At 70.5% G+C, this 14,633-nt stretch carries 13 protein-coding genes; 3 read left to right on the forward strand and 10 right to left on the reverse strand.

The window, feature by feature from the left end; genetic code table 11:
- Nucleotides 1–117: 117 nt before the first annotated feature.
- On the reverse strand, nucleotides 118–459 hold the full coding sequence (locus ASG48_RS18475; RefSeq protein ID WP_055852257.1) for an ATPase inhibitor subunit zeta: 342 nt from the start codon (nucleotides 457–459) through the stop codon (nucleotides 118–120).
- Nucleotides 460–749: 290 nt separating this feature from the next.
- Here ASG48_RS18475 and ASG48_RS16290 point away from each other — a divergent pair, with 290 nt between their 5' ends.
- Nucleotides 750–1,982, forward strand: a complete 1,233-nt coding sequence (locus tag ASG48_RS16290; RefSeq protein WP_055852260.1) for a hypothetical protein — start codon at nucleotides 750–752, stop codon at nucleotides 1,980–1,982.
- A gap of 3 nt (nucleotides 1,983–1,985) precedes the next feature.
- Here ASG48_RS16290 and ASG48_RS16295 read toward each other — a convergent pair whose 3' ends face one another.
- The 9 genes from ASG48_RS16295 to ASG48_RS16335 all read right to left on the reverse strand — a co-directional run bounded on the left by ASG48_RS16295 (nucleotide 1,986) and on the right by ASG48_RS16335 (nucleotide 12,067).
- Nucleotides 1,986–3,119 carry a polysaccharide pyruvyl transferase family protein gene (locus ASG48_RS16295; RefSeq protein ID WP_055852263.1) on the reverse strand — a complete coding sequence of 378 codons (1,134 nt, stop codon included), beginning with the start codon at nucleotides 3,117–3,119 and terminating at the stop codon, nucleotides 1,986–1,988.
- Between the two features lie 154 nt (nucleotides 3,120–3,273).
- Entirely contained in the window at nucleotides 3,274–4,545 is a 1,272-nt protein-coding gene (locus ASG48_RS16300; RefSeq protein WP_055852267.1) for a glycosyltransferase, read from the reverse strand.
- Nucleotides 4,542–5,228: a methyltransferase domain-containing protein gene (locus ASG48_RS16305; protein WP_156381649.1), complete on the reverse strand. Its 687-nt coding sequence runs from the start codon at nucleotides 5,226–5,228 to the stop codon at nucleotides 4,542–4,544. Before ASG48_RS16305 ends, ASG48_RS16300 begins: the two co-directional genes overlap by 4 nt.
- A gap of 41 nt (nucleotides 5,229–5,269) precedes the next feature.
- On the reverse strand, nucleotides 5,270–6,172 hold the full coding sequence (locus ASG48_RS16310; RefSeq protein WP_055852270.1) for a SapC family protein: 903 nt from the start codon (nucleotides 6,170–6,172) through the stop codon (nucleotides 5,270–5,272).
- A complete protein-coding gene (locus ASG48_RS18480) occupies nucleotides 6,169–6,900 on the reverse strand; it encodes a SapC family protein (RefSeq protein ID WP_055852273.1) in 732 nt (243 codons plus the stop codon). The genes ASG48_RS16310 and ASG48_RS18480 overlap by 4 nt, the downstream gene beginning before the upstream one ends.
- A 2-nt stretch (nucleotides 6,901–6,902) precedes the next feature.
- The gene (locus tag ASG48_RS18485; protein ID WP_055852275.1) at nucleotides 6,903–7,733 is read right to left on the reverse strand and encodes a hypothetical protein; all 831 of its coding nucleotides are present in this window, start codon (nucleotides 7,731–7,733) and stop codon (nucleotides 6,903–6,905) included.
- Nucleotides 7,730–9,037: a glycosyltransferase gene (locus tag ASG48_RS16325; RefSeq protein ID WP_055852278.1), complete on the reverse strand. Its 1,308-nt coding sequence runs from the start codon at nucleotides 9,035–9,037 to the stop codon at nucleotides 7,730–7,732. The genes ASG48_RS18485 and ASG48_RS16325 overlap by 4 nt, the downstream gene beginning before the upstream one ends.
- Entirely contained in the window at nucleotides 9,027–11,120 is a 2,094-nt protein-coding gene (locus tag ASG48_RS16330) for a hypothetical protein (RefSeq protein ID WP_055852281.1), read from the reverse strand. The genes ASG48_RS16325 and ASG48_RS16330 overlap by 11 nt, the downstream gene beginning before the upstream one ends.
- Before the next feature lie 107 nt (nucleotides 11,121–11,227).
- Nucleotides 11,228–12,067: a hypothetical protein gene (locus ASG48_RS16335; protein ID WP_156381650.1), complete on the reverse strand. Its 840-nt coding sequence runs from the start codon at nucleotides 12,065–12,067 to the stop codon at nucleotides 11,228–11,230.
- 405 nt (nucleotides 12,068–12,472) lie between these two features.
- Here ASG48_RS16335 and ASG48_RS16340 point away from each other — a divergent pair, with 405 nt between their 5' ends.
- Complete coding sequence (locus tag ASG48_RS16340; protein WP_156381651.1) at nucleotides 12,473–13,360, forward strand: hypothetical protein; 888 nt, start codon at nucleotides 12,473–12,475, stop codon at nucleotides 13,358–13,360.
- A 117-nt stretch (nucleotides 13,361–13,477) separates the two neighbouring features.
- Nucleotides 13,478–14,620, forward strand: a complete 1,143-nt coding sequence (locus tag ASG48_RS16345; protein ID WP_055852285.1) for a calcium-binding protein — start codon at nucleotides 13,478–13,480, stop codon at nucleotides 14,618–14,620.
- Nucleotides 14,621–14,633: the final 13 nt, after the last annotated feature.

The following is a 14,633-nucleotide window of genomic DNA, read 5'->3' on the forward strand; positions in this document are numbered from 1 at the left end:
GGGATGACTTACGGCCCCAGTGTGCCCGAGGCTTGTAAAACTTTGCCTAATCCTGCGCCTGAACGGCCAAATACACGCGATGCTTGGCCGTGAAACCTTTGCGGGCGCGCCCCGCCGTCAGATCGTCCGGCGCTTGTCCTCGGCGAAGGCGAGCGGCGGAAGGGCGGCGGCCGAAAGGGCCATGGCGTAGCGGGTGCGCAGCTCCTCGATATTGATGCCCGAGGCGCCGATCGAGGCGGCGATATGGTCGAAGCCGCCGCGCCCGGTCGCCGAGCGCACGCCGGCCTGCACCGCACCGTTGGCGTAGCGCGCGGCCGCCTCGCCGCCGAGGCCGAACCGTCCGGCCGCCCAGAGGCCGACTTCCCGATCGACCTTGGCACGGTTATGGAAGCTGCGCTCCTCGGCCAGCAGGAAACTGCGCTCGGCAATGTCGCTACGGTTCATCATCATCGACGCCATGGTCTGCTCCTTTGAGCTGAAGTCTTGAACGAGACCGATCTTGCACGGCACGATTGAAAGTGACGCAAAGACAACCGAATCAATTCTCGGCATTTGCGCGAAACGCGATGCTGCCGTGCCGGAACGCCCCGAAAACGGCCCTTCGGCGCGGTTCGGGCCAGCCGGGCGGAACCGCCGGGCCTGCCGCCTGGGACGGTGCGCCCTGTCCGACCGCAGGTGACCTTGCGGGAACGAGAGAGGTCGCCTGCCCATTCCTGTCGTCCCCAACGGCAGTCCGGGAGACTTCGCGCATGACCGATCGCGCCGCGGCCGCCTCGCCGATCTCAGCCCCGCGCCCGTCGCCGCGCGGAGCCCGGCATCGCGCCGGCCTCGTCGCCGGCGCGCTTCTCGGCACCGCGGCGGGCACGGCGGCGAACGACGCGACCCTTCCGTCGCTGCGGATCGAGGTGGTCGGCGAGGAGCGGCTTCTGTTCGACCACGGGCGCGAGGCCTGCGAGACCTGGGACGTGCCGGACACGCCGACCCGCGCCTTCCGCGACGCGGACGGCCTCGTCCACGTCTTCCAGACCCATCACCGCAACCGGGCCGCCACGGGCCCGAGCCTCCTGAAGGCGCGGCACGATTGCGCGGTCGTCTTCGAGGGAAAGGACGAGAGGGACCCGGCGAGCTTCGACAATCTCGGCTGGATCGCCGCCACCCACACGCTCGACGGGAGGACCGTCCATGCGCTGGTGCACAACGAGTTCCGCGGCGCGCGGACGGGCCAGTGCCCTTCGTCCGACGCGATGGCCTGCTGGTACAACACGCTGACCGCCGCCGTCTCCCACGACGGCGGGCGCAGCTTCGCGCCGCAGGAGCCCCGTCTCGTCGCGGCGCTTCCCCTCCGGGCCGACGAGACCCGCGGCGGGCATGCCGGCTATTTCGAGCCGACGAACATCCTTTCGCGCGACGGCGCCTTCTACGTCTTCGCCAATGTCGTCTCGCCGCCGCCGCAGCGCCCGGGCAACTGCCTCCTGCGCAGCGACCGCCTGGAGGATGCGGGCGCCTGGCGCGGCTGGCGCAACGGCGGCTTCACGACGCGCTTCGCAGACCCTTACGCGGAACGGCCGCCGGCGGTCGAGGCGCAGCTCTGCGACCCGGTCTCCCCCGGAGCCTTGCCCTGGCCGGTGACGAGCCTGACGCTGCACGAGCCGAGCGGCATCACCGTCGCGCTCATGAAGGGGCGCCGCACCGGCACGGACGGGGTGGAGCGCACCGGGGTCTTCTACGCGACCAGCCGCGACCTGATCTCCTGGGAAGGGCCGGCCCTTCTCCTGGAAGCGCCGATCGCGGGCGACTGCGAACCGCAGGAGCCGATCGCCTATCCCGCGCTGGTCGATCCCAAAAGCGCCGACCGGAACTTCGGCACGGCGGGCGACACGCCCCTCCTCACCTTCGTGCGGATCAGGCCGGACGGCTGCGCGCTGACGCCGGACCGGGACGTGGTCATGCGCGAGACGCGGATCGTGCCCGCCCCGCGCTGACCCTCACATGCGCGTCTCGACGCCGTTCTTCTCGATGAAGGCCTTCATCCGGTCGTAGCGCTCGGGGAAGAGGCTCTGGAACCGGTCGAAGCGCGAGGGCGCGAGCGCGTCGGCGAGCTTCTGCCGCTCGAAATCCTCGGGACTGTAGATCGGCAGGTCGAAGGTCTCGGCGAGTTCGCGCGAGCGCGTGTCGTAGGAGAAGAGGACGCCGGGAACGCCCACGGCCACGGCCGGAAGGACGGCATGCACGCGGTACCCGAGGGCGGCGTCGAACTGCGGGGCGTAGACGTCGTAGTCGCCCGGCGCGCCGACATAGTAGAGGCGGCTTTCGTAGAGATCCTGCAGGAGCCGACCGGTGATCTCGTCGAACCAGCCCTCGGCGACGAGCTTGGCGCGCGCCCCGTCCATGTGCTTGGGAGCGCGGAAGAAGAAGGCCTTCTCCTCCGGCTCGCCATGGCAGGACAGGTAGAGATCGGAGACGAGCGAAAGCTTGGCGATGATGCGTTTCTGCGTGGCCTGGAACTTCGCGGGGTCCACGGCGTAGGTCGAGCCGACCTCGCGGCGCAGCGAGAAGGTGACGCGGCGCGGGCCACCCGGCGCGTGGCGCAGCGTCATCGAGCGGTCGAGCGCCCGGAAGACCGAGGGACAGCCGACGATCTCGAGATTGTGGATGCCGTTGCGATGCAGCGTCTCGGCGCTGAAAGCACCGCGCACCCCGATCGAAGGCGAGCGGTCCGCGATCGCCTGCCAGACGCGGCGGTTCTCGGTCGGCAGCGTGATGGCGCGTTCCTGCTCGGCCTGCGCGCCGACGCCGATGCACAGGACCGGCATGTCCAGCGCCTCGAGCCAGTCGATGAAATGCCCCCAGTTCATCTCCTCGTGGATGTAGTTCGAGCCGCGCAGGAGGATGAAGTCGCAATGGGCCTTGATGTGCCGAACGCCCTCCTCCGTCACCGGCTCGTCGATGTTCAGCGGAACGCCGCTGCTGTAGTTCACGAGACGCAGGGTCGAATCGTAAACGCAGATGTCGCCGGTGTTGTAGTATTCGTCGAGCGTCGAGCGGAACGGCATGTCGAACCACACGGCTTCGTGGTTGCTCAGCCGACGTCCGGAATATTTGACAAGAGCTGCGCGCATCTTCGGGGAGAAGCCTTCTGGTCGACGGACAAGCGCCGTGGCGCTTCGGCCGGAGCCGTGGGCGACACATGCGAGCGACCTTATGCCGGGTGTATGGATCAGGCCTTAACGGGCGCGGACCCCGGCCGTCGCACGAGGCCCGGCAGAGGCGCGTTCAGCCCATGGGCCAGGCGCCGGGCAGACGCGAGGCCTCGACGGGCCTGGGCGGCCTTGCCTGAACGTCGGACAGGACGCCCATCATGGCCGGCAGGCAGACGGTGCGGAGATCGAACCGCTCCACGATCGTGCGGCGGGCCGCCGCCGCCCGGGGCGCGTATCGGGCCCGGTCGGACAGGACCTCGACGACCGCCTCCGCCAGCCTGTCCGGCGCGTGGAAGGGCACGAGCACGCCATTCTCCTCGTCGATCACCTCGCGCACCGGCTGCGTGTCCGAAGCGACGACGAGGCATCCGGTCGCCATCGCTTCGAGGCACGACCAGGACAGGACGAAGGGGTAGGTCAGATAGATATGGGCAGAGGAGACCCTGAGGACGTCGAGATAATCGTAGTATTTCAGGTGCCCGAGGAAGTGGACGCGGGAGAGATCGAGCTCCGCCGCCACCTCGTCGAGGAAGATCTGGTGCCACGTCTTGCCGGCCGGCGGACGCTGCCCGTAGGAGACGCCGAAGCCCCCGACGATGAGCACGATCGCGTTCGGCCTCGCCTTCAGGATCGCCGGCAACGCCCGCATGAGCACATGGTAGCCGCGCAGCGGCTCCAGGTTGCGCGCGACGAAGGTGACGATCTCGTCGCGTGCCGTGACGACGCGCCCAGTCTCCAGCCGGCAGGTCGCTTCGGGATCGGGCGCGACGAGTTCGGTATCAACGCCTTCGTGGACGACCCTGATCTTCTGGGCGAACTCCGGCGGAAAGGTCGAACGCTGCCAGCGCGTCGGCGAAACCGCGAGATCGGCGTCGGCCAGCGCCAGGAGGTTGGTGGCGTTCCGGGCGGAGAGGCCGACGAGCCCGTCCATGCCGAAGCCGGGAAACTCGGGATCGAAGTTCACGTCGGATTCGGCGGCCCGGTAGAAATATTCGCAATAGTTGACGATGCGCGCCTGCGGCCAGACCGCGCGCAGCGGCAGCGCCTCGCCCCAGCCGCCATGGGCGACGATCGTGTCGGGCCGGAACCCGTCCGCGTTCAGCATCGAGGCGACGTAGAGGGCCTGTTCGGCGCGGCGGCATTCGAGATCGAAACGGCGGGCGAAGGAATGGGTCTCCGCCGACTGGGCGGGCTGGAAATTGTAGCGATGCAGCACGACGCCGCGCGGGGCGCTCGCGAAGTCGGCGCCGATGGCGCGCACCTCGTTGGCGGGATCGCGGGCGAGATGGGCCGCCAGATGCCGGAACTGGGCGGGGAAGTTGTTGTGGACGAAGAGGATCTTCATGCGGAACGGGCGAGCGCGGGAAGCGGCGCGGCCGCGTCCGCCTCGGGCATGGCGGAGGGCGCGACGAGATCGCGCTGCGCCGTATCGGCGAAGAAGGGCGCCACGCTCTCCAGCGCGCAGCCGGGCATGAGGCAGAGCGCCCAGAGGTCGAACCGGCCCCTGGCGAGGCGCACCTCGCCGAACCCCGCCTCGAGCACGATCCGGGCAAGGCGCTGCACGGTGAAGCCCGTGCGATGGGCCATGAAACCGTGGCCGGCGGCAATGGAAGCCCCGTGGCCGAAGAGCATGTCGAGCGGGGTCACGGGGCCTGCCGGCGAGACATAGGCGACGCAATCGAGGCCCTTCTCCACGACGAGGGCGGCGACGGCTTCGATATCCGGGCAGGTCAGGAGCGCGAAGCCGCCGGGTGTCAGGACGCGGGCGAACTCGGCGAACGCCGTGGGCACTTCGTGGGCGGGCAGGTGCTCGATATTGTGCGACGACCAGATGGCGTCGACGCTGCCGGTCGCAACGCTTGCGCCCATGTCGGTCATCGTGCCGAGGATGTCGGGCAGGACCTCAGGGTCGATGTCGAGCCGCACCTCGCGCCAGTCCGGGCCGCGAAAGGCCGCGTGCAGCTTCTCCGGGCGCGCCGGACCGCTGCCGATATTGAGGACGGTGCGGGGCGCGCGCGGTTCGGTCACGGTCGGCTTTCGATAGGGTCGGGCGTTCAGGCGCGGCGGGCTCAGGCCACGGCCCGTTCGCCCGCCGTCATATCCCCCTCGCCTTGCGCGGATCGGGCATCGCCGTCGGCCGGGTCCAGCCCCTCCAGATCGAGGAGGTCGAAGAGGTCGCTGCCGTCGAGCGCGAAATTCATCGTCTCGAGATTGGCGAGCACGAAATCCATGGGGTCGGCCTGGAGGATCGGGGCCGGCTCGGCGCCGGGGCGCGGCTCGCGGACCGTTTCGGGCCGCGGCAGGCGGTCGATGGCCAGATGCCGGCGCGAGAAGAGAAGCGTCGTGGCGAGATCGAGCGGCAGGAAGGTCTCGTGCGCGAGGGCGGCGAGCGTCCCGGCGTCGAGGGCCGCGAAGCGCTGCGGATCGAGCGCGAGGTCGGCGCAGGGGCGATCGTCGGCGCCCCGCAGGGGCACGAGAAGGCCGGCGATCAGAAGGAGATCGAGCGCGTGCGAGAGGCGGGCGCCGCCGGCGCGCATCATCGTCAGCGTGTTGCGGATCGCCGAGAGCTCGGGCCCGAGCACGCCCGCCTGCGGATCGGAGCAGATGGCGACGCCCGTATCGCCGAGGAGCCGACTGCCGGCCAGGACGTCGAGCTCGTCGATCGGGCGCGGGCCGGGCGTGGCGGAGAGGACGAAGGGGAAGACGCGCAGCGCGATGGGCATGTAGCCCGCGCGCCAGCGGCCCGCCTCGTCCACCACGGGTTTTGCGAGGAAGGCGGGATCCGTGACGACGCCGAGCCGCGGCTCGTCGCCGACGATGCGCACCGAGAGCGGCAGGTGATGGGCCGTCAGATGATATTCGGTGTCGTTGATCGGCAGCCAGCCGAGCGCGCCGGCAAAGCCGTAATGGCCGGGCGGGCGGCAGCGCGCGGCGGCGAAGCGCGCCAGAGGCAGGGGCCCCGCGCCGTTCATGCCGCGCCGCCGCGGGCGCGGGCGGCCACCGCCCCTTGCGCCGCGGCCAGGAGCGGCCCGGCGCGGAAGAGCGAGAGGCGATGCTGGCCGAGAAGGCGTGCGGCGGCGACGCCGAACTCGGCCAGAAGCGGCGCCAGGGCGGGCGTGTCGAAGGTCTTCTGGGCGACGACGAAGAGGTCCAGGATCTCGCAGCGCTGCCCGTGGCCGAGATCGAAGCGCAGCGGCCAGGGTTCGAGGAAGCCCCTCGCCTCCACCGCGCGGCCGATGGCGAGCGTGCGCGGGCGGTCGCGCTCGTAGAGTTCGAGCGCGCGAAGGCGAAGCTCGGTGCCGCGCGACAGCCGGCCGTCCGCGCCGGTGATCGCCGCCCCCGCGTCGTTCGGCTCGTCCGGCACGGCCGCGTCCACCATCCGGCGCGGTTCCGCCTCCCCCTCGCCGCGCTCGGGAAGAAGGAACGGATAGGCCTGGAAGACGAGCGGCAGGAGGGCGAGGACGCCCGCGGTACCGGGCGCGAAACCGTCGCCGTCCGGCAGGAGCGAGCGCAGGGCGACGAGCTGCGGACCCTCCGGCCCCTTGCGCCAGACGATGGGAAAGCTCGCTCCGAGCCGCTCGGCCTCCGCCGCCGCGATCGGCACGATCTGGGTGTGGCGCGGCAAGGGATAGGCGAAGGGCGAATAGATCCGCGCGCTCATCAGCTCGGCGGTCAGGGGTCTGGGGTTCTCGGCCAGCATCCTCAAGCCTGCGGCGGGCTGGGGACGAAGGCCGTGAAGCGCGGCGCCTCGCCGGGCGGGAAGCCGTGCCGCGTGTCGAGATCGAGCATGAGGAGGTGGCGGTCGCCGAACGTGTATTCCACCGCGCCGCCGGCAAGGCTCTGCGCGCCGTCGCGATGCGAGCCCTCCTCGACGCCCAGATGCAGCCGGCGCGGGGACCAGAGGCCGATCACGGGCGGCACGAAGGGAAAGGCGACGCGCAGTTCGCGGCGGATCGCCGGCAGGTCGGCGGGCGCGACGCGGTCGCGGATCTCGATGGCGATCGGCTGGACCATGTGAAGCTCGCATTCCTCGCCCGCCACGAGCGCGACGTCCTCGGCCATCTCGTCGGGGCTGCGGCGCGCCGCGTCGCGGCGCAGGGCCTGCGCGTGGACCCCGAACTCGGAAAGGATGCGCAGCGCCTCGTACTGGCTCTGCGTCAGCCAGCCGCGCGCGAGCATCCAGGAGAGCGAGGCCGCGTCGCGGCCCTGGCGCTTGCGATCCTCGCCGACGCTGTCGCGCGCGACGAGACAGGCGCCCGCCTGCTTGATCTGCATGGAGCCGCCGTCGAGCCGAATGTCGAGCGTGCGCGGGTCGTGCCAGGGCTCCAGCATCACGGGAAAGGCGAAGCCGACGACGCCGTCGCCGAGCCCGGCGTCGAGGAGATCCTGCCGGAAGATCTCGACCGGGCCGCCGCCGACGCAGGTCTCGTCCACGAAGGCGAGCACCGTCTGGCCGGTGAGGCGCACCTTCTCCGAATGGATCCAGCCTTCGACGCGCCCGCGCGAGACGAAGTCGATATGGCCGCGGATCACGCCGCCACCATCGCGCCGCGCGCTTCCCTTTGCTCGGCCCCGGCGATGGCGAGGGCGAAGAAGGCGACGTAGCGCCCTGCCATGTCCCCGGCATTGGTCACGGCCGGAATGCCGGCGCGCAGCTTGGCCGCATTGCGCGGGTCGGTGGCGAGGCGCATGGCGCGCAGGAGATCGGCCGCGTCTCCGAGCCGGAAGTGCAGGCCGGAAATGCCGTCCGGCACCTTCTCCGCCATGCCCCCGATGCCCGTGCACAGGATCGGCGCCCCGATCGAATAGGCCTCCTGGATGACGACGGGCGAGTTCTCCCACCACTTGGAGGGAATGACGACATAGTCGCATTCGCCCATCAGCCGGTGCACCGCCGCGTTGGCATAGGGCCCCGCATAGGTCAGGAAGGGATGGGCCTTCTGCGCCTCCTCGAAGCGCTTGTTGAAGCCCTCCGTCTGGCCGATGAGGTTGCCGTGGATGCGAAGGCGGATGCGGCGCGCGAGCTCGGGGTCCTTGGCGATGAGGTCGGCGACGTCCAGAAGGACGTCGACGCCCTTGAACGGGTTGATCTGGCCGAAGAAACCGAAGGTCCACGCCTCGCCCGAGCGCCCCGCGCGCGGATGGGCGGGCATGGAGAGGAGCCCGTTCTCGATCACGGTCATTCGCTCGGTCGGCAGGCCCCATTCGAGGAAGCGCTCGGCGAGGAAGCGGCTCGGCGAGACGAAACCGTCGAAGGCGCCGAAAGCGTCGAGCATCGTCTCCTTGCGGATGGTGAACTGGCTGCGCAGGTGCTCGGGAAAGCAGGAGACGCAGTTCTCGTTGGTCGCCCGCTCGCACAGGCTCTGCGTCTGCCGCGTGATCATCTGCCCGTGATTCTGGCAGATGCCGAGGAATTCGTGGATCGTCAGGAACGAGCGCATCCCCGGCTCGTCCTGCACGGCGCGCAGGGCGTCGAGCCCGAGGTTGAAGAAATGGTGGAAGTTGACGAGGCCGATCCGCTGCGCGCGCAGGATCGACAGGAGCTGTTCGGCCACGGCGCGCGGCGCGAGATGGAAGAAGTGGTCGTAGCGCTCGGGCTCGAAGAAGACGGCGAACTCGTGCGCGCTGCCGAGCGCCAGCCGGTGCCGGTCGTTCATGCTGCAGGCGCCCACGAAGATCGCGTCGATGCCGATCTCGCGCAGGCCGCGATAAAGCGCGTAGGCGGCGATCTCCGCGCCGCCCTTCGAGATCGAGGGATGGCTGTGCGAGACGATCGCGATCCTCTCGGGCAGAAGGCCCTCGCCGGCAGGAAAGCGGTACCCGGGATCAAGCGTCATGGCGCAGCCCTCCGAGCGACAGGAGATCCTCGTCCACCATGTCGGCGAGGCGCGAGGCGCGGATCCGCTCCACGCGCATGGCCGCGCCCGGCATCGCGCGGTCGCGGCGGGACGAGACGGGAAGACCGCTGTCGCGGAAGACCCCGCGCAGGAAGCGCGGCGCCGACAGGCTCCATTCGAGGAGGGCGGGCGCGGACCAGCCGAAACAGGCCGCCGAGAGCGCGCCCTCGACCCGGTCCGGGTTCCCGGCGTCGTCGACGATCTCGAACCGGTCGATCGCGTGGCCGAGCCGTTTCAGGCTCTGCGCGGCATGGCCCCAGCCTTCGGGCGTCAGGACGAGGCCGCGACCGACGCTCACGAAGCGTTCGGCGCCCAGACTCCCGAGGATCCAGGGCAGTTCCGCGAGGATATCGTCCTCGTGCGACACGCTGAAGAGCGATAACGGACGCGAGCCGCCGGCGGCCCAAAGCTCCTCGAAGCGCAGCATGGCCTCGGCGCGCGCACGGCCCTGGTCCATGACGACGGCGAGACCGATCCCCGGTTCCAGCGTCGCGGCCTGGCGGGCCAGCCGCGCGAAGGTGAGGTTGAGATTTGCGACCTCGCCGGGAAGCCGCAGGATGACCACGCGCGACGCGGGCGCCAGCGCGAGCGCCGCCGGCTCGCGGGTCCGCTCGCGCAGGGTCCGCCGCACGGTGCGCAGGAAGTCGGGATAGAAGGGCTCGCAGCGCAAGGACGGGAAGAGGCGCAGCACCTCCTCGCCGTCGCCGACGATGTCGAGGCGGCGCAGGAGCTTGGGCTCGACGCGCTGTACCGCCATCGTGCCGTCGTCGTGGACGATGCGCAGGAGCGGCGTGCCGCCCGCGTCCGACGGCAGCGCTCCGCGCAGGACCGTGGAGAATCCGGCGCGGGCCGTAACGGAGCCGGCGCCGAACACGGGCTGCAGGTCGGCGCGCGGCCGGAAGCTGGTGGCGCTCTCATCGGCGAGCAGCACGCAGTCGCCGATGCGCATGTGAAAGGTCTCGATGCGCTTGGCCGGGCTCACCGCCCAGCCCTCGGCGAGGCAACCGAAGCCCGGCATCATCAGGAGACGATCGATGCCGCCCTCGACCGCAAGGCCGGTCGCGGCGGCGTTGCCGGGCAGCCAGTTCGATCCCGAATGCAGGATCGCGGCCATCGCGTCGCCCAGTCCGCCGGGAGCGACGGTCTGGGCCTGCGTGAAGGCGGCGAGAAAGGCGTCCGCCCGCAGGACACGGGTATGGGCGCCGTAGCGCAGATAGAACTGGCCCTGGCGGCCGACATAGACGAACCCGTCCTTCATCGCCGGGGGCGGCACCCAGCCCGTGTCCATCACGCCGACGAAGCCGACCGCGCTCGTCGGCAGGTCCTGGCGCTCGTAGGGCAGGACGGCCATGCCGGAGGGGAACTTCTGGCGATCAAGGACGATGGCGGGGAACTCGGGCTCGATGCCGCGCTTCATCGAGCCGACGAGCCAGACCTGCCCGTCGGACGCCGGAAAGACCGCGTCGATCTGGCCGACATCGTGGTCCGAAAGGGGGCGCAAGGGCCGCTCGCGCAGCGGCTCGGCCTGCATGCGAAGGGCGGAGAGGCGGGCCAGAAGGCGATCGCCCTTGCCGAGCCGACGCTCGGCGGGCGCCATGGCGCCGAGGACGGCGCTGCGCCATTCGTCCACCAGGGCGCCGACGCTCGGCGCCCTTCCGCGCGCGGAACGAAGCGCCGTGTCGGTGCCGGCGATGCTGACGCCGACCGGCAGGTCGCGGCGATGGGGCGCGAGGCGGGCGAGGCGCGGATAGATCTCCGGACCGAAGCGGAAGCCGCAGGCCGTCTCGGTGCCGAGCGTGCGGGCGATCTCGGGCCGCGGCTCGAAGGTGACGCCGAGCGCGAAGGCTTCGCCGCCGACCGTCAGTTCCAGTTCCACCGGCTCGTCCGGCGCGTCGATCGCCAGCGCCCAGCCCTCGATGCCGACGAGCGGCTCGAACCGTTCGACCGCGCCGCGCCAGCGACCGGACGGGCTGTCCGTCAGGTCCGGCGAGGCGTAGTCGAGGGGGGCGACGAACTGCAGCATGCCAGGGAGCGCGGCCGAATGGGAGAGAGGGACAGGCCCTGCCGCGCGCGAGGACCCGCCGGAAGGCGAACCGGCCGCGCGGCCGCAGGATCAGGCGCGCCGGCCTGTCAGGCCAGGCTCGGCGCCGCGGAGATGACGTCGAGCACGGCGCCCTCGGGCATCAGGAGTTCGGCCGTGGTGCGCACGTCGAGGACGACGAGGCTCTCGGGCGACAGGGCGTAGTCGACGAAATGGGTCGGCCGCGCCTCGCCGTCGGGACCGCCGGCGCCGATGTGAGAGCCCTCCACGACGCGCAGGATCGCCCGGCGGTCGGTGTGGAGCGCCACGATCGGTGCCGAGCCGTGGTCGCAGGACAGGCGCGCCATCTCGGCGGCGAACTCGGCGGCGTTGCGAACGCGCTCGACGCCGACCTCGACATCCGTCTGCAGATAGGCCTCGAGAAGCGCGGCGGCGACGCCCTGCGGCTTCTCCACCAGCGCGCCGTCGTCGGCCGCGTTGCGCCGCACGAGGCCGCGCTCGTAGACGCCCGAAGACCAGAGGATGCGCAGGAAGTCGAAATCGCCCTGCGCGATGCGGCCGTGCTTGAGGGCCCATTTCAGCGAGGCGAGCCGTTCGCGCACGTCGGACCGGCTGAGGTCGCGGCTGGGGGCGCCGGCGGTGGTGATCATCGCGCCGTTCTGCAGGAGCACGGCGTCGGACCCTTCCAGCTTGACGACGACCGAACCGACGTCGCTCACCGGCACGGAGATGGGAAAGGCGAAGCCGAGATGCCCGTCGCCCATTCCGGCGTCGGCGAGGTCGGCGCGGAAGGTGTTGACCCGCCCTGCCCCGACGCAATGCTCGCCGTAGAAGGCGAGCAACGTACGCTCCTTGATCCTTCCGTCCTCGGAAAAGATCCAACCCTGGATGCCGTCATTCGTGACGAGCTCGATACTTCCCCTGATCATGCACAGACATCCCTAGACAGGCGTTTCCTCAAAACTAGCCTTCGATCGTTACGGTTTGGTATAGACGCCCAACACTTCGCCTTGACCGTAAGGTTCGCGACAAGGTTGCTTGTCCGATCCGAGTCCCTGCCGAAGCGGCGCGCTCGCGTCCGTGTTGCCGGAACAGTCCGCGATCCGGTCGAGCCTCGGGTCGGATCGAAACCGCGCCTTCAAGTAAGCGACGCGTTTACCATCGCGATGGTCTTCGATCTCGAACGGTTCGTGAAATCCTAACCGTCAAGAAAGCCTCCAACTTGCAGCAACCGCTTAAAGAGCGATTCAGCGTGCATAAAAATGCCGCCCGTTTTGCTGCGTTTTCAACCGCCATAAACTTCATTTTCGCTTCTCGAGCGTGATGATCGCGGCGTGACGAAGCGAAAGGGATCGATCGTGGTGGAAGGCGAGCGCAAGGCAGTCCTGTCGGTCGAACGCGGCCTGCACATGCTGACCTATCGGTGGAGCGCGGATCCCGCCTTCCTCGCCGGCCTCGCCCCCATCGCGGCCGTCACCGGCGCCTCGGAGGGCGTTCTCCTCGTGTCGGCGCCGGGCGACGCGTTCGGCGTCCTCGCCGAACCCGGCGCCGGGCTCGTCGTCGTGGCGCAGGAGGCCGGCACGATCGAACTCACGTTGCGCGCCCGCCGACCCGGCGCGCCCCTCTCGGCCGAGATCGAACTGAAGCGCGTGGAGGCCCCGCGTCCGGCCTATGCCATGCCCGCCGCCCGGGCGCGCGAGCCGCTCCCCCTAGGTGGCGCGGAATTCCTCGTCAGCGCCCACGTCTCGCTGCGCGGCGACCTCACGGCCGGCCGCGGCGACTGGGTGTGCGGCCCCCAGATGCCCGGCCGCATCGAGGGGCTCGAACTGCGCGGCACGACGGAGGACTTGCCGCTGGAATACCAGGTGGCGACCGGCGGGCGCACCGGCGGCTGGACCAGCTGGTTTCCGGCCGGCACCTATGCCGGCTCGCGCGGCAAGGCGGTGCCGCTGATCGGGCTGCGCATCCGGCTGAAGCCGGAGGCCGCGGCCTCGCTCGCCCTCAAGGCCGAAGCCGCCTTCCTTGGCGCCACGACCGTGACACGCGTCGGTCGCGAGATCGAGCTCACCGGCCCGTCCCTGCTCGACCCGCTCGTAGGGCTGAAGCTCGATTTCGTGACGGCGGAGGCCGCCGAGGCCGCGCCGCGCGAGCCCGTCGCGACGCCGGCATCGAGCCGCCTTCGCGTCTTCCGCCGACTCGAGCGAGCGAACGAGGCGGCATGACCGGCAACGCGCGGCGGTCCGCGATCCCGGACCGCTCCCTTCCCTCGCGATCCCGCCCGGCGCCCCTGCGCCGGCGTTTCACGTTGAGGCCCGGGCTCGCCCGGCGGAAGGCGCGCCGTGACTGAGATCTACACCAGCGCCGAGACCGCCGCCCTCTCGACCCTCTCGCAGGAGGCGACCGACCACATCAACGCCATCCTGTCCGGCCTCGGCCTCGGCGGCACGTCCGACATCGCCGTCCAGTCGCTCGATGCCGGCTCGGTCCTGGCGGAAGCCGGCGACAAGGCGATCGTCGCGGCGGTCGGGCACACGTCCGGCCCCATCGTCGTCGACGACGGCGGGCACGACACGGCGGTGATCCTGGCCGGCGGCGGCGAGGTCCGGCTTGCGGGCCTCGGCGACGACACGGTGTTCGCGAGCCTCGGCGGCAACACGATCGTCGGCGGCGCGGGCAACGCGACGATCCACGGCGGGCTCGGCGACGACAGCATCTTCGGCGGCACGAACGGGGGCAGCCACCAGATCTTCTCCGGCGGCGGGCACGACACGCTCGTGGGCGGCAGCGGGATGGACACGCTGTGGGGCGCCACCGGCGACACGGGCACCAGCCTGCTCGTCGGCGGCGCGAACGGCCACACGCAGATCCATGCCGGCGACGGCGGCGACACGATCCTCTCCGCCGGAGCCTACGACACGATCCACGGCGGCGGCGCCTCGATCGACGCCTCGGGCGACCACGCGACGATCTTCACCTTCGGCGACACGATCTCGGCGCATGGCGACCACGCGCTCATCGACGGCTCGCAAGCCACGATCGGCTCGCGCATCGACGTCTTCGGCAGCCGGTCGACGGTCTTCGGGGGCGCGGGCAACGACACGATCACCCTGCATGACGGCATGCACGGCCTGGCCTCGATCGACGGGGGCGCCGGCGACGACTTCATCACCGGCTCGCATACCAGCGGCTCGCATCTTCTGGGCGGAGCCGGCGACGACCGCTTCCTGTCCTACGGCCTCACCGACAGCGTCTCGGGCGGCGACGGATCGGACTTCTTCACGCTGGCCGGCTACGGAACCGGCCTCGACACGATCTCGGGTGGTGCGGGCGACGACACGCTGGTCTTCCAGGACCGCAACTTCGCCGACGCCCATGTCACCGTCTCCGGCGCCACGACGCTGGTCAGCTTCGACGACGGCTATCGCGCCTCGATCGACGGCGTCGAGCATCTGCGCTTCAAGGACACGATCTTCTCCGTTTAGGGTTTCGCAGCCT

It is taken from the genome of Aurantimonas sp. Leaf443 (genome assembly GCF_001425575.1).
GTDB lineage: Bacteria > Pseudomonadota > Alphaproteobacteria > Rhizobiales > Rhizobiaceae > Leaf443.